General features: G+C 62.1%; 16 protein-coding genes. 13 read left to right on the top strand and 3 right to left on the bottom strand.

Translation table 11 applies throughout. The annotated features are described in order from the left end of the window. The first annotated feature begins 4 nt into the window (after positions 1 to 4). The 6 genes from cobT (at position 5) to QMF81_RS03980 (ending at position 8,462) form a co-directional block, all read left to right on the top strand. Positions 5 to 1,081 carry a nicotinate-nucleotide--dimethylbenzimidazole phosphoribosyltransferase gene (gene cobT, locus QMF81_RS04005; RefSeq protein ID WP_281752236.1) on the top strand — a complete coding sequence of 359 codons (1,077 nt, stop codon included), beginning with the start codon at positions 5 to 7 and terminating at the stop codon, positions 1,079 to 1,081. Positions 1,082 to 1,215: 134 nt separating this feature from the next. After that, on the top strand, positions 1,216 to 1,962 hold the full coding sequence (locus tag QMF81_RS04000; RefSeq protein WP_281752234.1) for an N-acyl homoserine lactonase family protein: 747 nt from the start codon (positions 1,216 to 1,218) through the stop codon (positions 1,960 to 1,962). A gap of 97 nt (positions 1,963 to 2,059) precedes the next feature. Then, complete coding sequence (locus tag QMF81_RS03995; RefSeq protein ID WP_281752232.1) at positions 2,060 to 2,653, top strand: TetR/AcrR family transcriptional regulator; 594 nt, start codon at positions 2,060 to 2,062, stop codon at positions 2,651 to 2,653. 35 nt (positions 2,654 to 2,688) lie between these two features. Beyond that, entirely contained in the window at positions 2,689 to 3,876 is a 1,188-nt protein-coding gene (locus QMF81_RS03990) for an efflux RND transporter periplasmic adaptor subunit (protein WP_281752230.1), read from the top strand. A gap of 30 nt (positions 3,877 to 3,906) precedes the next feature. Next, on the top strand, positions 3,907 to 7,053 hold the full coding sequence (locus QMF81_RS03985; RefSeq protein ID WP_281752229.1) for an efflux RND transporter permease subunit: 3,147 nt from the start codon (positions 3,907 to 3,909) through the stop codon (positions 7,051 to 7,053). Beyond that, the gene (locus tag QMF81_RS03980) at positions 7,041 to 8,462 is read left to right on the top strand and encodes an efflux transporter outer membrane subunit (RefSeq protein WP_281752227.1); all 1,422 of its coding nucleotides are present in this window, start codon (positions 7,041 to 7,043) and stop codon (positions 8,460 to 8,462) included. The genes QMF81_RS03985 and QMF81_RS03980 overlap by 13 nt, the downstream gene beginning before the upstream one ends. 93 nt (positions 8,463 to 8,555) lie before the next feature. Here QMF81_RS03980 and hemC read toward each other — a convergent pair whose 3' ends face one another. The 3 genes from hemC to QMF81_RS03965 are packed head-to-tail and all read right to left on the bottom strand — an operon-like array spanning position 8,556 to position 10,361. Beyond that, entirely contained in the window at positions 8,556 to 9,491 is a 936-nt protein-coding gene (gene hemC, locus QMF81_RS03975; protein ID WP_281752225.1) for a hydroxymethylbilane synthase, read from the bottom strand. 9 nt (positions 9,492 to 9,500) lie between these two features. Next, on the bottom strand, positions 9,501 to 9,743 hold the full coding sequence (locus QMF81_RS03970) for a zinc ribbon domain-containing protein (RefSeq protein ID WP_281752223.1): 243 nt from the start codon (positions 9,741 to 9,743) through the stop codon (positions 9,501 to 9,503). Between the two features lie 15 nt (positions 9,744 to 9,758). Next, positions 9,759 to 10,361 (bottom strand): D-sedoheptulose 7-phosphate isomerase, encoded by a 603-nt coding sequence (locus tag QMF81_RS03965; protein WP_281752221.1) that lies wholly within the window; start codon positions 10,359 to 10,361, stop codon positions 9,759 to 9,761. Positions 10,362 to 10,612: 251 nt separating this feature from the next. Between QMF81_RS03965 and QMF81_RS03960 the strand changes: the two genes are divergently transcribed. The 7 genes from QMF81_RS03960 to QMF81_RS03930 all read left to right on the top strand — a co-directional run bounded on the left by QMF81_RS03960 (position 10,613) and on the right by QMF81_RS03930 (position 16,453). Continuing rightward, positions 10,613 to 11,746: an ABC transporter substrate-binding protein gene (locus QMF81_RS03960; RefSeq protein ID WP_281752925.1), complete on the top strand. Its 1,134-nt coding sequence runs from the start codon at positions 10,613 to 10,615 to the stop codon at positions 11,744 to 11,746. Positions 11,747 to 11,850: 104 nt separating this feature from the next. After that, entirely contained in the window at positions 11,851 to 12,759 is a 909-nt protein-coding gene (locus tag QMF81_RS03955) for a branched-chain amino acid ABC transporter permease (RefSeq protein ID WP_281752219.1), read from the top strand. 15 nt (positions 12,760 to 12,774) lie between these two features. Beyond that, positions 12,775 to 13,851 carry a branched-chain amino acid ABC transporter permease gene (locus QMF81_RS03950; RefSeq protein ID WP_281752217.1) on the top strand — a complete coding sequence of 359 codons (1,077 nt, stop codon included), beginning with the start codon at positions 12,775 to 12,777 and terminating at the stop codon, positions 13,849 to 13,851. A gap of 16 nt (positions 13,852 to 13,867) precedes the next feature. Continuing rightward, entirely contained in the window at positions 13,868 to 14,635 is a 768-nt protein-coding gene (locus tag QMF81_RS03945; RefSeq protein WP_281752215.1) for an ABC transporter ATP-binding protein, read from the top strand. After that, a complete protein-coding gene (locus QMF81_RS03940) occupies positions 14,635 to 15,357 on the top strand; it encodes an ABC transporter ATP-binding protein (protein WP_281752213.1) in 723 nt (240 codons plus the stop codon). Before QMF81_RS03945 ends, QMF81_RS03940 begins: the two co-directional genes overlap by 1 nt. 2 nt (positions 15,358 to 15,359) lie before the next feature. Further along, positions 15,360 to 15,875, top strand: coding sequence for a homoserine kinase (thrB, locus tag QMF81_RS03935; protein WP_281752211.1), 516 nt, complete (start codon positions 15,360 to 15,362; stop codon positions 15,873 to 15,875). Next, entirely contained in the window at positions 15,872 to 16,453 is a 582-nt protein-coding gene (locus tag QMF81_RS03930; RefSeq protein ID WP_281752209.1) for a hypothetical protein, read from the top strand. The genes thrB and QMF81_RS03930 overlap by 4 nt, the downstream gene beginning before the upstream one ends.

Raw genomic sequence — 16,453 nt, 5'->3', positions numbered from 1 at the left:
ATTCATGTCCTGGACCATTCCCAGTGTCGATCCCATCGACCCGCACCAGATCACCCTCGCCCAGCAGCACCTCGATAACCTCACCAAACCCCAAGGCAGCCTCGGCCGCCTGGAGACCCTGGCCGCCCGGCTGGCGGCCATCCACGGTGGTACGCCCAAGGTGGACCCGGCGCGCATCTATACCTGCGCCGGTGACCACGGCGTCGCCGCCCACGGCGTAAGCCTCTTTCCCCAGGCCGTGACCCGGCAGATGGTACACAATTTCCTTGCTGGCGGGGCGGCCATCAACGTGCTCACCCGTGAAGCGAACGTGGATTTGCGGGTGGTGGACGCAGGCTGCGCCGGAGGTCCCTTTCCCGAACATCCGCACCTCATCCAGTGCAAGGTGGCGTCGGGGACTGCAGACTTCACCCAAGGCCCGGCCATGACCCGCGCCCAATGCGAAAAGGCCCTGGAAAACGGCCTGGAACTGGCCAAGATCGCGCATGCCGAGGGTTTTGTCACCGTGGGCACGGGCGAGATGGGCATCGGCAACACCACCCCGGCCACGGCCCTGTACTGCGCCTATCTCGGTCTTGCCCCCGAAGCCATCACCGGACCGGGGACCGGGCTTTCCCCCCAGCGCGTGCAGCACAAAATGGCGGTGATCGCCGCAGGCCTTGCCCGCCACCGGGAAGTCGTCGCCGGCGGAGACCCTGTGGCCATTCTCGCCGCCTTGGGCGGTCTGGAGATCGCCACCCTCACCGGACTCATCCTCGGCGCCGCCAGCCGGCGGATGAACGTGGTCGTGGACGGATTCATCGCCACCGCGGCCTTTGTGGCGGCCCGGGCCATGGCCCCGACGGTACAAGACTACGCCTTCTTCGCCCATGCCTCGGCAGAGCCGGGACACCGCGCCGTGCTCGCAGCCGTGGGGGACCAGGGGCTCATCCAGCTCGGTCTGCGCCTCGGCGAAGGTACGGGCGCGGCCATGGCCGTCTTTATCCTGCGCTGCGCCGCAGCCATCTTCACGGACATGGCGACCTTTGCGAGCGCTGGCGTTGCCCGCGCCACGGATGAGCACCAGGACGGCCGAGGCTGACCACTCTTGACGATGCCTGCAGCCAAGGCATGACTAGTATGCTCTGCGCCATGCGGGACAACCACAGCGCTCGGACGGATATGCGGTGCGCACCGCCAAGGCAGCACCCAACCTCTACCCCGAGGAGCACGATCATGACCTACCGAATCCACCCCATTGTCATGGGCACCAAAGTCTTCGACAAAGGCATGATGACCTACCAGCACGACTATGGGACGCCCTACACCATCCCCATCTACTGCTGGTATCTCGAAGGAGGTGACCGCACCACCCTCGTGGATACCGGGGAGATGCATCCCATCATTTCCGATGATCGCATGCAGGCCATCGGAGGTCCAATTCATACCTTCGAGTCTGGACTCGCGCTCTATGGTCTCAAACCGGAAGACATCGATATTGTCTTGCACACGCATCTGCACAACGATCATTGTGAAAATGATAGTAAATGCATCAATGCGACATTTTACGTGCATGCTCATGAGTTGGAACGCATCCACAATCCACATCCACTGGATTTCCGCTACCTGGAAGACTACATCGAAGAGGTGGAAGCCAACGGCCAAATCGTTGCGTTGACCGAAGATACGGAAATTGTGCCGGGCATCACCATGATCCATACTCCGGCCCACACTCAAGGGGGGATGTCCATTCGGGTGGAGACCCCGCACGGCAGCGCCTTGATCTGCGGCTTCTGCACCATCCTCGAAAATCTCTACCCACCGGCGCCCGTCCGCGCCATGGAGATGGAAGTCATCCCCCCAGGCACCCACGTCCACGTGGAAGAGGCCTATGCCACCTTGGTGCGGGCCAAGACCTTGGCCGATCACATCCTGCCGCTGCACGAGCCCCGTTTCGCCGCGCTGGCCGAAGTGCCGGCGTAGCCGCCCCCCAGCCCTTGTCCTCACCCAAGGCGTCCTCTTCCGGGCGCCTTTTTTTGGTTCTTGACCCTTAAATGAACAATAGTTAACTTGCGTACCCATGCGACAGCCCACAGTCATCCGGCGAGACCAGATTGCGGAAGCCGCCCTCACCCTAGTGGCGGAACAGGGCATCACGGGATTCACCACCCGTAACGTGGCGCAGGCCATCGGGATTACCGCTCCGGCCCTGTACCGGCACTTTCCCGGCGGCATGACGGACATCCTGGACAGCATCCTTGATCTTTTGGACGCCATCAAGACCGAGGGCATCCGGCAGGCCCAGGAGGCCAGCGGCACGACCCTCCATCGACTGCGCCGATGCTTTAACGTCCACCTGGCAGCGATCCAGCGCTACCGAGCCCTCCCTATCCTCATTCTTTCCGATTCCATGTGGAGGAACGATTCCCATTTCCGCCACCGTCTCATGGCCAGTCATGCCCGACAGGAAGCCGCCCTCTGCGCCATCATCCAACGCGGCCAGGAGCTTGACGAAATCCGGAACGACATCCCTGCCCAGCACATCTTCATCCAGTTTTTGGGGCAAATCCTTTCCATTGCCGTGCTCTCCAGCCGCATGCCCGCCCCGGACTTCGATCCCGTCGCCCAGGCCGAATCCAGCTGGCGCCTTTTCGTCCGTTCTGTCTGCCCATAACTCATAAACAAATGTTTACTTCATAAGGAAGCATCATGAACGCTCGCCGCAGCCTTGCCGTTGTGCTTGTGATCAGCGCCGTCATCGGATTCGTTATTTTCTGGAAGTCTGGGAACCAAGCGCCCAGTGCCAGCGCAGCCTCCAGCCCGCCGCCTGAAGTGGCCGTCGTTGTGCTCCGCGAGCAGGAAGTCCGTCTCACCGCAGAACTTCCCGGCCGCGCCACGGCCTATGCAGTGGCGGAAATCCGACCCCAAGTCACTGGAATCATTCAGAAACGACTATTCGCCGAAGGCACTGAGGTGCGCGCGGGCCAGCCCCTCTACCAGATCGATCCAGCCAGCTACCGTGTGGCCGTTGCAAGCGCCGCAGCAGCCCTAGCCAAAGCCAAAGCGGAATTGGAACCCATACGCCTCAAGGCCACACGGTATGCGGCCATGGTCCGCAGCAAGGCGGTAAGTCAGCAAGACAACGACGATGCCCAGGCCGCCCTCGCTCTCGCCAGGGCCGAGGTGAAAGCAGCCGAGGCCAATCTCGAAGCCGCACGTATCGACCTGGCGCGAACCACCGTAACCGCACCTATCTCCGGGCGCATCAGCCGCGCCCTGGCCACTCCGGGGGCCCTCGTCACCGCCAACCAAGCGCAATCCATGGCCATCATCCACAGCATGGACCCCATCTATGTGGACCTCACCCAATCCCATGTGGAACTGTTGCGCCTCCGGCAAGCCATAGCATCCGGTGCGATTCAGGCTGCGGACACTGCTTCCGTCCATCTGATCTTGGAGGACGGATACGCCTACCCCCTGCCAGGCACTCTGGAACTCACGGAGACTATGGTCGATACCTCCACCGGCACCGTGACGCTTCGGGCGGTTTTTCCCAATCCCCACCGGATGGTTTTGCCCGGCATGTACGTGCGGGCCATCGTGGAGTACGGGACCATCCCCCATGCCCTGTGCATCCCTGAGGAAGCAGTGCTGCGTGACGCCCGTGGTGCGGCAACAGTCCTGATCGTGGACGCCGACGATCGGGTGGAAATGCGTCCTGTAGAACTTGATAGGAGCATCGGGAACCAATGGGTCGTACGCAGCGGACTCACATCTGGAGACAGGGTCATCGTGCAAGGAGTCCAAAAAATCCGTCCAGGAATGGAAGTCCGCATCGCAAATTCCGAATATAACGCAACAAACACTGTACAGGCACCAATTTCTTCATCGAAATAGCACCGGAACAGTGATCGTTTGGGAGTTATCATGTCGCAATTTTTTATCAACCGACCGATATTTGCATGGGTACTAGCCATCGTAACCATGATGGCAGGCGCCATCGCCATCACTGTGCTCCCGGTGTCACAATATCCTCCCATCGCTCCCCCTGCAGTCAGCATCAGTGCCACGTATCCTGGAGCATCCGCCAAAACCGTCGAGGATGCTGTTACCCAGGTCATCGAACAGAAGCTGCAAGGGATCGACAACCTCGACTACATGACATCCACCAGCGAGGCCTCCGGCCGGGCGACCATCACCCTTACTTTCAAGACAGGAACCGACCCGGATATCGCTCAAGTGCAAGTGCAAAACAAACTCCAGTTGGCCATGGCCCTGTTGCCGCAAGAGGTCCAGGCCCAGGGAGTTCGGGTCACTAAGGCCGTACGCAACTTTGTCCAGGTGCTGGCGTTCATTTCGGAAGATGGGTCCATGAACCAAGGAGAGCTGGCAGACTACGTGGCCGCCAACGTCCTTGATGGACTCAGCCGTGTGGACGGGGTGGGCGAAGCCACGCTGTTCGGCGCACAGCACGCCATGCGCATCTGGCTCAACCCGGATGCTTTACACGCCTATGGTCTGACCCCTGCGGACGTGGTCGCCGCCGTCAAAGCCCAAAACGCTCAGGTTTCGGCAGGACAGTTGGGAGGGCTCCCGGCAACGCCCGGACAGCGCACCAACTTCACCGTAACGGTGCAAGAGCGCCTCCAGACCCCGGAACAGTTCCGCGCTATCCTCCTCAAGGTCCAGGCGGACGGCTCCACGGTCCGCCTCGGCGACGTAGCCCGCGTGGAACTCGGTCCCGAAGACTACCAAAGCGTTGCCCGATTCAACGGCCAACCAGCCACGGCAGTGGCCATCAAACTGGCCTCGGGCGCCAACGCCCTCAGCACAGTCGCGGCGGTGGCCCGCTACATCGAAGGACTCCGCCCCACCTTTCCTGCGGGACTGCGGGTCACAGAAGCTTTTGATACCACGCCTTTTGTCCGCATCTCCATCGAGGAAGTGATCCATACCCTCGGCGAAGCCATTTTGCTGGTCTTCGCAGTTATGTTTTTGTTTTTACAAAACTTCCGCGCAACACTTATCCCCACCATCGCCGTACCCGTGGTCCTCCTGGGTACCTTTGGAGTCCTGGCCGCGTGCGGCTACTCCATCAACACCCTCACCATGTTTGCCATGGTCCTGGCCATCGGCCTACTCGTGGACGACGCCATCGTCGTGGTGGAAAACGTCGAACGCATCATGCACGAGGAAAACCTCGGCCCCAAAGAGGCTACCCAACGCTCTATGGGCCAGATTTCCGGGGCTCTCGTGGGCATCGCCTTGGTCTTATGCGCAGTCTTCGTGCCCATGGCCTTCTTCCCTGGTTCCACCGGCGTCATCTACCGCCAATTTTCCATCACTTTGGTTTCGGCCATGGCCCTTTCGGTTTTGGTGGCCTTGATCCTAACTCCAGCGCTCTGCGCCACGCTCCTCAAGCCTGGACAGGGCAATGCCCACCGCGGCTTCCTCGGATGGTTCAACCGTGCTCTAGAGCGCACGACCCACAACTATTATAGCTGGGTACTTGCCTTGATCCAGCGCTGGGGACGCTCCATGCTCATTTATGGGACCATCCTCGCCGGGGCGCTGCTCCTCTCCCGGCATCTCCCCACGGGATTTCTCCCCGAAGAAGACCAGGGATTCCTCTTCGTGCAAGCCCAGCTGCCTGTAGGGGCCACCCAAGAACGCACCCTCCAGGTCCTCCAGCGCATTGAGCAGCACTTTCTGGAAACAGAAAAGGAATCCGTTGCCTCCCTCATTGCCGTGGCAGGCTTTAGCTTTGCCGGCAGCGGCCAAAACACGGCCATGTGCTTCGTGCGCCTCAAGGATTGGCAGCTCCGGCAGCGGCCCGACATGCATGCCGCCGCCATCGCCGGACGCGCCATGGCCACCTTTTCCCGCTTCCGTGACGCCCAGGTCTTCGCCTTCACACCGCCAGCTGTCATGGAGCTGGGCAACGCCGCAGGCTTCGACTTCCAGCTTCAAGACATGGCAGGGCTTGGCCATGCGAAGCTCCTCGAGGCCCGCAACCAGCTCCTGGCGCTGGCCCGCCAACATCCGGACCTTGCCATGGTGCGCCCCAACGGCCTGGAAGACACGCCGCAATACCGCATCCACATAGACTGGGAAAAAGCCTCCGCCCTTGGGGTGGCGATCAGCGATACCACCAACCTCATCTCCACAGCCTGGGGTAGCGCCTACGCCAACGACTTTCTGGACAACGGCCGTGTGAAAAAAGTCATCGTCCAAGGCGACGCCCCCTACCGCATGCACCCAGAAGACCTGCAACGTTGGCATGTGCGCGGGACAAACGGCTCCATGGTCCCCCTCTCCACCATCGCTCAGGCCCAATGGACCACGGGCTCCCCCCGATTGGAGCGCTACAATGGCGTCCCCTCCGTGGAGATCCTCGGTACTTCTGCCCCAGGAAAAAGCTCCGGCGATGCCATGGCCGCCATGGAAAACCTCGTGCGGCAATTGCCTGCAGGGCTGGGATACTCCTGGACCGGCATCTCGTTTCAGGAACACCAGGCCGGATCCCAAACTCTCCTCCTGTACGCTCTCTCCGCCACCGCGGTGTTCTTGTGCCTGGCAGCCCTCTACGAAAGCTGGAGTCTGCCTGCCTCGGTCATGCTTGTCATCCCCATAGGCATATTCGGCGCCATGTTCGCTGTCTGGCTGCGCGGTCTCCACAATGACGTCTACCTCCAGGTGGGCCTACTCACCACCATGGGGCTCGCGGCAAAGAACGCCATCCTCATCGTGGAGTTCGCCAAGAACCTCGTGGAAACCGGTATGGATCCCGTCGTTGCCGTGGCCCACGCCGCACGGCAACGCCTGCGCCCCATCCTGATGACCTCTCTGGCCCTCGTATTGGGAGTCCTCCCCCTCGCCCTGAATACTGGGGCTGGATCTGGTGGCCAAAACTCCATCGGCACCGGCATCATCGGCGGCACCCTTGCCTCCACGGTCCTGGGCTCCCTCCTGGTCCCGGTCTTCTTTGTCCTAGTGCGCCGCTGCACCACTCCGCCTTCATTGCACGGCCTCGTGCGCCATCCTGCTTCCGGAGCTGACCCATGCGAACGCTAACCCTCGCCGTCATGCTGGTCCTGCTGACCAGCTGCATCTCCATGGCCCCCAAACGGGAGCGGCCCCAGCTTCCTGGACCGGACGTGTGGCCGCAGGCCGACTCCCATGCTCCACTCCAAGGATGGGCCGAATTCTTTCCAGATCCGGCGCTGCAAATCCTCATCCGCACGGCCCTCTCCAACAGCCGAAGTCTGCGCCAGACCGTTGCCGCCATGGAACAAGCACGGGCCCAATGGAACATCACCCAAGCGAATAGGCTCCCGCACATCGAACTCTCGGCAGAGACCGAAACCACGCGCCGACCCGCAGATCTGCGCGCAGGAGCCAGTGGTGTAGACCGCTCCTGGAGTGTGGCCACGAGCATCACCGCTTTCGAGCTGGACTTCTTTGGCCGGGTACGCAATCTGCATGAAGCAGCATTGGAAGACTACCTGGCCACCGAGGAAGCCCACCGTGCGGCCCACATCGCCCTCATTGCACAAATCGCCCGCACCTATCTCCGTCTGGCGGCCAACCGGGAAGAACTCGCCCTCACCACCGACATCCTGCACAACCGCGAGGCCACGCTGCGCCTTACCCAATCCCAAGTAGAGCACGGCATCGCCACAGAGCAGGACCTGGTGCTCGCCGAAGAATCCGTGGCAGCGGTCCAGGCCGAAGTGGCGCGCATCCACGCCCAAGTGGCACAAGACCAAAATGCCCTGGCCGTGCTCGTCGGTGTGCCGGTGCACGAACTCCACCTGCCTGCGCAGCGCATCGAGGATGTCCATATGGCCACACGCCCCGCCCCGGGCCTGCCTTCGGACCTCCTCACTCGCCGCCCCGACATCCTTGCGGCCGAACACCAGCTTTGGGCCGCAGGGGCACGTGTCGGTGCCGCCCGCGCTGCCCTCTTCCCCAAAATCAGTCTTACCAGCGCCCTTGGGCTCGCCAGCACCGAACTCACTGCATTGTGGAGTGGAGCCCAACGGACCTGGACCGTGCTCCCACAGATGACTCTTCCCATCTTCGATGCCGGTGCCACAGCAGCGGGGGTTGCCGCCGCCGAGGCGGAGCAACGCCTGCGCCTGGCGCAGTACGAAGAAGCCATCCAAAAAGCGTTTCAAGAAGTGGCCGATGCCCTCGCCAGCGTGGAAAGCACGCATGCCCAGATCCAGGCCCAGATCCACCGCGTAGCCAGTACCGCCCGACTGCGAGAGCTTGTGGCCTTTCGGGCCGAGACAGGACTGGAGAGCGCCTTTGCCGTGCACGACGCAGAACGCACCTTCCTCGAAGCCAGCCAAAGCCTCCTTGCCGCCCGGCTGGGCCACAAGCTGGCCATGATTGATCTCTACGCCGCCCTCGGCGGAGGCTGGGAGGAGACCACCACACCCAGTATTCCAGAACCAACGTCGCAACCAGGCTCCTGATTGCATCCGCGCCTCTGGCAATGGCCTCAAAAACCGATGGCCCCCGGAAACGAGGGCCATCGGAGACGATACACCATTTCACATGTCACCATCTCACGCATCCTGGCGGTATACCGCCTCCAGGATGGCGCGCCCTCCGGCGCCGAGCACTTCCTGGGCCACCGAAGCGCCCAGCGCCGCGGCGTCCTTGAGTTTGGCCGTGCCGCTGCGCACAATGATGGTTTCTCCAGAAAGGTCCGCCACCAGACCGGTGAGATGCACTGTCCGGCCCGCATCGTCGAGCAGCGCATGGCCGGCGATGGGCACCTGGCAGCCGCCGTCGAGGGCGAACAAAAAGGCCCGCTCCGCCTCCACACACACCCGGGAGGCAGGATGATCGAGAAAGCCCAAGAGTTCGTCCAAATCCGGGCGGTCAGTGCGGTACTCGATGCCGAGCGCCCCCTGGGCCACTGCCGGGTAGAAGCGCGGCGGGGCAAGCTCCTCGGCGTGTGGCGCGGAAAGGCCAAGGCGGCGCAAGCCCGCTGTAGCCACCACGATGGCGTCAAAGGCGCCCTCGTGGAGTTTGCGCACCCGGGTATCGAGATTGCCCCGCAAGGAGACCACGTTCAGGTCCGGACGCACCGCCAAGAGCTGGGTCTGGCGGCGCAAGCTGCTCGTGCCCACCCGGGCACCGGAAGGCAGGGCGTCCAGCCCGGCATAGTGCACGGAAAGCAAGGTGTCCGTCGGCTGCTCCCGCTGCGGGATAACGCCGATCTTCAGGCCTTGGGGCAGCTCGGCCGGCACGTCCTTCATCGAATGCACGGCCATGTCCGCCGCGCCTGCCAGGAGCGCGTCTTCGATCTCTTTGACGAAAAGGCCCTTGCCGCCGACCTTGGCCAGCGGCACATCCAAGATCTTGTCCCCGCGGGTCTTGATCACCACAAGCTCCACCCGCAATCCGGGGTAACGCTCTTCCAAGCGGCCCTGGATATGCCGGGCCTGCCATAAGGCCAGTTGGCTGCCGCGGGTGGCAATACGCATGGTCTGCATGGGCGGGTCCTAGTGGCAGGTGGAGCAGCTGCCGCCCGAGCAGGAAGCGCAACCGCTCTTCCCACGGGTGGTGATGGCATTGGCGCTCGGGCTCCCCTGAACGATGGGACCGCCAGTACGAAAATGGCTGCAGGAGAGCAGCTTGGTCACCTTGGTGCTGCCGCAATGCGGGCACGCCACCGTCGCCTCACCCAGAACGACCTCCTCGAATTCCTTGCCGCAATCCGTGCAGCAATATTCATAGATGGGCATAGAGTCCTCCTTTGGTTATGGAGCAGATTGCGAAAAAAGCGCCTGTTCCACCAGCTCGCACAGCATGTGGATCAGGGTGATATGGATTTCCTGCACCAGGGGGGTGCTTCCATGGGGCACGGCCAATAGGTGCTGGCACAGCGGCCCCATAGGCTGAGGGTCCGCCCCGCACAGGCCCAGGCAGGTCATGCCGCGGGCGCGCGCCGTCCGCAGCGCGGCCAAGACATTGGGGCTCCGTCCTGAGGTGGAGATGGCCACCAACATGTCCCCTGACTGGCCCAAGGCCTCCACCTGGCGGGCAAACACCGCCTCGAAGGCGACGTCATTGGCCACAGCGGTGAGCACCGAGGTGTCTACGGTCAGGGCAAGGGCCGGCAAGGCAGGCCGATCCATGCGAAAACGATTGACCAGCTCTGCAGCCAAATGCTGGGCATCGGCAGCGCTGCCGCCATTGCCGCACACCAACACCTTGCCGCCGCCGGCCAGAATCGCCGCCAGCGCCGCCGCGGCCTGGGCCACCTCGCCGGCAGCCGCGGCAAAGTATCGCTCCCGCAGCACAACCCCTTCCTGGGCGTGGCGGGCGATGACAGCGTGCATCCAACGCAGATCCGATTCCATGCTCCTCCTCCTGGCGGCCTGCATCCTGTAGGGCGCCGGCGGGACTTTGGCAAGGAAGAGGGCCGTACTTCCGGTCCCGCCGAGGCCCGGAATCCGGAGTTCTCTGGCCGCCCCTTGGGGTCAGCCAACCGCGACCGATTCTGCAATCCCCCTCTTTTCTTTTGCCAAGGAGTCGATTATCGAGCACGCCATCCTCGTAACCTTTCAACATAGTGGAGGTCTCTGTGAAAAGATCTTTCGTGCTCGGAGCCATGCTCAGTGTCTTGCTGCTTGCAGGCAGCGCCCTGGCGGAAACCATCAAAATCGGCTTCAACCTCCCGCTCACCGGCGACATCCCCAAGGTGGGCGAGGCGTCCAAGTTCGCTGCCGAAATGCTCAAGGAGGAAATCAACAGCAAAGGCGGCCTCGAGGTGGGTGGCACAAAGTACCAGCTGGAATTCATCTACGAAGACAACGAGTCCAAAGCCGAATCCGCCGTGGCAGCTTCCCTCAAGCTCATCGAGCAAAACCAGGTGCTCGCCATCGTCGGCCCCAATTCCAGCAAGCAGGCCATCCCTGCCGGCCAAGTGGCCAATGACAACGAAACGCCCATGATCTCCCCCTGGTCCACCAATCCGGACACCACCAAAAACCGGCCCTGGGTGTTCCGCGCCGCCTTCCTGGACCCGTTCCAGGGGCCCATTGCCGTGGACTTCGTGAAGAAGCAGTTCGGCGCCAAGTCCGCGGCCGTGCTTTTTGCCTTGGACAATGACTACTCCAAGGGGCTGGCCGAAATCTTCCGCGCCGAGTTCGAGAAGAAGAACGGCAAGGGGAGCATCACCGCCTTTGAATCCTACTCCAGCAAGGACCAGGACTTCAGCGCCCAGCTCACCAAGATCATCGCCTCCAAGCCCGACGTGATCTTCCTGCCGGACAACTACAACGAAGTGGCACTCATCGTGAAGCAGGCCCATGACCTGGGCTGGAAAGGCCCCTTCATGGGTTCCGACGCCTGGGGAAGCGCCGAACTCATGCCCCTGTGCGGCAAGGACTGTGTCGGCCACTATTTCTCCACCCACTACGCCGCTGCAGGTGCCAAGGGAGACACCAAGGTCTTCATCGACCGCTACACCGCCAAGTATGGCTACGCCCCGGACGACGTGGCCGCCCTCACCTGGGACGCCACCCGCATCGTGCTCACCGCCATCCAGGATGTGGGCAAGCTCACCGGCAATGTGCGCAAGGACCGCAAGGCCATCCGCGACGCCATGGCCGCCATCAAGGAATTCAAAGGGGTCACCGGCAACATGAAGTTCGACGACCAGGGCGATCCCATCAAGTGCGCCGTGGTGGTGAAAATCGCCGAAGACGGCCAGTTCACCTTTGCCGAATCCGTGTGCCCGTAAAACGACTCGTGTGGCCCGGAAGACCACTTCCGGGCCACGTTGCCTTTTGCGGCGCTTCCTCGTAACGAAGGCCCCCGCGTCGCTTCACGCCCCAAGGAGGCCCTGTGTTCGATTCCATTTTGCAAAATTTCTTCAATGCATTGCAGTGGGGGAGTTTCTACTCGCTCATCGCCTTGGGCTACACGCTGGTGTACGGCGTGCTGCGGCTCATCAACTTCGCCCATGGCGACATCTTCATGGTGGGCGCGTATATCGCCTTTTTCGTGGCCACGTTCTTGCTGGGGAGCGCCATCTCCCCCCCCATGGCGCTTGCGCTGACCGTGCCGCTCACCATGCTGCTCACCGCCGCCGTAGGCGTCTCCATCGAGCGCATCGCGTACCGCCCCTTGCGGCGCAAAGGCGCCAACCGCCTCTACGTGGTCATCACCGCCCTCATGTGCGGGCTTATTCTGGAAAATGGAAACCTCGCGCTCCTTGGCGCCAGCCGCAAAAGCTTTCCCCAACTCTTGGACAAGACGGTCTACGCCCTCGGCCCGGTGAGCCTCACCAACCAAAAGGTGGCGGTCATCGTCTGTACGGTCCTCGTCTTTCTCTTCCTCCAATTCGTGGTCACCAAGACCAAAATCGGCATGGCCATGCGCGCCATTTCCTATGATAAATTCGCGGTGCCGCTCATGGGCATCCCGCTGGATACCATCATCGTCTTTACCTTTATCCTGGGCTCTTCCTTTGCCGGGCTGGCGGGTCTGCTCTTCGCCCTCTCCTATCCGGTTTTGGATCCCTACATGGGCGCCATGGTAGGATGGAAGGCATTCATTTCTGCAGTGGTCGGCGGCATTGGCGATATTCGCGGCGCTTTCGTTGGAGGATTTCTCTTAGGATTCGTGGAGATTTTGGTGGTCGCATTCTTCCCGTCCACTTACCGGGAACTCATCGCCTTTACCATCCTCCTCGTGATCCTGTACAAGAAACCCACCGGCATCTTCGGCGTGGCCGGTACAACCAAAATCTAACGCCAGGAGTCCTTCATGCAGCGTGCTTCCGCCCCACTCCTGACGATCCTGGGTCTTGCGGTCGTCCTTGGGCTCGCCCATCTGGGCATTATCGATGGATATGTTCAAACCGTGCTCATGTTCATCGGGGTCAACATCATCCTTTCCAGCAGCCTCAACATCGTCAACGGGTATATGGGAGAGTTTGCCTGCGGCCATGCAGGGTTCATGGCGGTGGGCGCTTACGTCTCCTCCATCCTCAACATCGTTCTGTTCACCGATGCCAAAAATTTTGGTCTGGAGCTTTTGCCGCCGCAGATGACCATCATCGCCTTTCCCGTGGTGCTGTTCCTCGGCGGCCTGGCCGCAGCCATCACCGGCCTCTTGGTGGCGATCCCCTCCTTCAAAACCCGGGACGACTACCTGGCCATTATCACCATTGCGGCCAACTACATCATCATCAGCACCGTCATCAATATGGAAAGCATCGGCGGCCCAAGAGGGTTCATGGGCATGAAGAAGATCCTCTTCGCCATGGAAGATACTTTTGACGCCCCCTGGATGCTCTTCTGGGTGGCCCTCTTTACCGTGCTCTGCGTCGCCGCCATCCGCAGGCTCATGTCGTCCACCTATGGCAAGGCCATCATCGCCATCAAACAGGACGAAGTGGCCGCCGAAATCATGAGCGTGAATACCAACCGCATCAAACTCGTGGCCTTCATGTTTTCCAGTGGGCTTGCGGGGATCGCCGGCGGACTTTTCGCCCATATCCTCGGCTACATCAACCCCAACTCCTTCGGCATCCTCAAGTCCACCGAATGCTTGGTGATGGTCTATCTCGGCGGCATGGGATCTTTGTCAGGCTCGGTAATCTCTGCAGTGATCTTCACCATACTCCTCGAGGCGCTGCGTTTTATCATCCCCGCAGTGGATACAGCCCTGCATTGGGTCCATCTCTTGCCTGCGGACTATGAGCTTTCCCAGGTGTGGAAGTGGGTCATCATCCCCTTGCTCCTCATTGTGCTCATGCAGTTCCGGCCGGAAGGCATCATGGGCGACCGAGAGCTCTCCGACGTCTTCCCGCGGCTCAAACGCTACTTTTCCTTCAGCTAGACCCTGAGGCGGTGCCATGCCACTTTTGCAGATTTCCGGTCTCACCCAATACTTCGGCGGCCTGTGCGCCTTGTCGGATTTTTCCATCACCCTCGAAGGACGCGAGCTCATCGCCCTCATCGGCCCCAACGGCGCTGGTAAGACCACGGTGTTCAACCTCATCTCCGGCTTTTATACGCCAACGGCCGGAGACATCGTCTTCCAAGGCGAGCGCATCAACGGCCTGCGCCCCCACGCCATCACCCTGCGCGGCATTGCCCGTACCTTCCAAAACATCCGTCTCTGGCACGACATGACGGTGCTCGAAAACATCCAATTGGCGCAGCACGGGGCCTTGCAGTATGGCCTGTGGGACGCCTTTGCCCGCACCAGCCACTACCGAAGCCGAGAAGCGGCCATTTCCGCGTGGTCCATGGAGATCCTCGAGGCGCTCAAGCTGCGCGATTTGGCCGGGGAGCGGCCGCGCAACCTGCCCTACGGCGTCCAGCGCCGGGTGGAGATCGCCCGCGCCCTGTCCACCCGGCCGTCGCTGCTGCTCCTCGATGAGCCGGCCGCGGGCCTCAACTCCGCCGACGTGCGCGAGCTCATCGACCTCATCGGCTGGATCCACCGCGAATTTCCCATCGCCATCTGGATGATCGAGCACCAGATGGACGTGGTCATGACCCTGTGCTCGTGGATCAAAGTCATCGATTTCGGCGTCACCATCGCCGAAGGCACGCCCCAGCAGATCCAAACCAACCCCGACGTCATCAAAGCCTACTTGGGAGACGAGAACATCTAATGCTCACAGTCACCAACCTCGTAGTCCGCTACGGCAATATCGAAGCCCTGCATGGCATCTCCTTCACGGTGAACCAAGGCGAAATCGTGACCTTGATCGGTGCCAACGGCGCGGGCAAGACCACGACCCTGCACACCATCGCCCGCGTGGCGCCCCCCGAAGGCCCACGGGTCACGGCCGGCGACATTCAGTTCCACGGCCAAAGCATCCTCGGCATGGAAGCCCACCAGGTGGTGCGCGACCTCCACATCGCCCTGGCCCCTGAAGGCCGGCATATCTTCGGCAATCTCACGGTGGAGGAAAACCTCGCCCTGGCCACCTACGCCCGCAAGGATACGAGGCGCATGGCCCAGGATTTGGAGCTGGTGTACCACCTCTTTCCGCGTCTCGCCGAGCGCCGTCACCAGCGCAGCGAGTCCCTTTCCGGCGGCGAGCAGCAGATGCTCGCCGTAGGCCGGGCGCTCATGACCGGGGCCACCTTCCTCATGCTCGATGAACCGAGCATGGGGCTTGCGCCGCTGCTCATGTACGACATGTTCCGCGCCCTCAAGGAGCTCAACGCCCAAGGCATGACCATCCTCCTCATCGAACAGAACGCCCGCGTGGCCCTTTCCTTCGCCCACCGCGGCTACGTGCTCGACACCGGAGAGATCACCCTCCACGGCACGGCGCAAGAGCTCAAGGCCAATCCGGACGTGAAAAAGGCCTACCTCGGCGGTTAGCCATGACCACGATCGTGCTCATCGGCATGGCGGCGGCGGGCAAAACCACCGTGGCCCGCGCCTTGGCGGCCCTTTCAGGCTGGGCCATGGTGGACACCGATGCCCTTCTGGAAGCCTGGTGGGGGGCCCCGCTGCAGGCCATCCGCGACCATTTGGGGCTGGAAGGCTTTCTCGACGCCGAAGCCGAAGGCATCATGCGCCTGTCCATGCGCCGGGCCATCATCGCCACCGGCGGCAGTGTGGTGTACCGGGAAAACGCCATGGAGCATCTGGTCCGACAGGGCTGGATCGTCCACGTGGACGCAAGCCTCGCCACCATCGCCGGCCGCCTGCACAATGTGACCAGCCGAGGGCTCGCCATGCGTCCAGGACAAACAGTGGCCGAGCTCTACGCCGAACGCGCGCCCCTCTACGCCCGCTGGGCCCAGTTCCGCGTGTGCACCGACTCCCTCGATCCCCAGGCCGCCGCGGCCAGGATCTGGGAACACTTCTCCACCCTGACCGAGCACGCCTCATGACCCACGTCTTCGCCCGCCTTGCAGATCTCTACCACCAGATGGAAACCGCCTACGCCGACGCCGCCGCCCGCCTGGGGCTTACCTGCGAAGGCTGCACCGACAATTGCTGCACCAGCTACTTCCAGCACCACACCTACGTGGAATGGGCGTATTTCTGGCAGGGCCTCATGGAACTTCCCGAAGACGCACGTCAACGCTACTTGGGCCGGGCCCGCCGCGCCGTGGCCGAGGCCCAGACCGCCCGCATGCACGGCAAACGCCCGGAAGTCATGTGCCCGGTGAACGACGGCGGCCGCTGCAGCCTCTATGCCCACCGCCTCATGATCTGCCGTTTGCACGGCGTGCCCAATATGCTGCGCCGCCCTGACGGCCGAGTGCTCTCCTTTCCCGGGTGCTGGCGCAGCCAGGAGATCTGCACCGCCGCGAAGGGCGACGTGCCGCTTCTCGACCGCACGCCGTTCTACCTGCGCCTCATCGAAATAGAGCGGAGCTTCGTGGGCGCGCGGCGCTTCGGCAAACTCCCCAAAGTGGACTTGACCCTGGCGGAGATGATGGTTCAAGGGCCTCCGGAGATGTAA

Source organism: Thermodesulfomicrobium sp. WS (genome assembly GCF_027925145.1).
Lineage (GTDB): Bacteria > Desulfobacterota > Desulfovibrionia > Desulfovibrionales > Desulfomicrobiaceae > Thermodesulfomicrobium.
The sequence above is the reverse complement of the archived record's forward strand: the minus strand, read 5'-3'. Positions and strand labels throughout refer to the sequence as shown.

Bases quoted from the DNA above. Each gene is read 5' to 3' on its own strand.
- cobT (WP_281752236.1), top strand. From the start codon at position 5: ATGTCCTGGACCATTCCCAGTGTCGATCCCATCGACCCGCACCAGATC.
- QMF81_RS04000 (WP_281752234.1), top strand. From the start codon at position 1,216: ATGACCTACCGAATCCACCCCATTGTCATGGGCACCAAAGTCTTCGAC.
- QMF81_RS03995 (WP_281752232.1), top strand. From the start codon at position 2,060: ATGCGACAGCCCACAGTCATCCGGCGAGACCAGATTGCGGAAGCCGCC.
- QMF81_RS03990 (WP_281752230.1), top strand. From the start codon at position 2,689: ATGAACGCTCGCCGCAGCCTTGCCGTTGTGCTTGTGATCAGCGCCGTC.
- QMF81_RS03985 (WP_281752229.1), top strand. From the start codon at position 3,907: ATGTCGCAATTTTTTATCAACCGACCGATATTTGCATGGGTACTAGCC.
- QMF81_RS03980 (WP_281752227.1), top strand. From the start codon at position 7,041: ATGCGAACGCTAACCCTCGCCGTCATGCTGGTCCTGCTGACCAGCTGC.
- hemC (WP_281752225.1), bottom strand. From the start codon at position 9,491: ATGCAGACCATGCGTATTGCCACCCGCGGCAGCCAACTGGCCTTATGG.
- QMF81_RS03970 (WP_281752223.1), bottom strand. From the start codon at position 9,743: ATGCCCATCTATGAATATTGCTGCACGGATTGCGGCAAGGAATTCGAG.
- QMF81_RS03965 (WP_281752221.1), bottom strand. From the start codon at position 10,361: ATGGAATCGGATCTGCGTTGGATGCACGCTGTCATCGCCCGCCACGCC.
- QMF81_RS03960 (WP_281752925.1), top strand. From the start codon at position 10,613: ATGCTCAGTGTCTTGCTGCTTGCAGGCAGCGCCCTGGCGGAAACCATC.
- QMF81_RS03950 (WP_281752217.1), top strand. From the start codon at position 12,775: ATGCAGCGTGCTTCCGCCCCACTCCTGACGATCCTGGGTCTTGCGGTC.
- QMF81_RS03945 (WP_281752215.1), top strand. From the start codon at position 13,868: ATGCCACTTTTGCAGATTTCCGGTCTCACCCAATACTTCGGCGGCCTG.
- QMF81_RS03940 (WP_281752213.1), top strand. From the start codon at position 14,635: ATGCTCACAGTCACCAACCTCGTAGTCCGCTACGGCAATATCGAAGCC.
- thrB (WP_281752211.1), top strand. From the start codon at position 15,360: ATGACCACGATCGTGCTCATCGGCATGGCGGCGGCGGGCAAAACCACC.
- QMF81_RS03930 (WP_281752209.1), top strand. From the start codon at position 15,872: ATGACCCACGTCTTCGCCCGCCTTGCAGATCTCTACCACCAGATGGAA.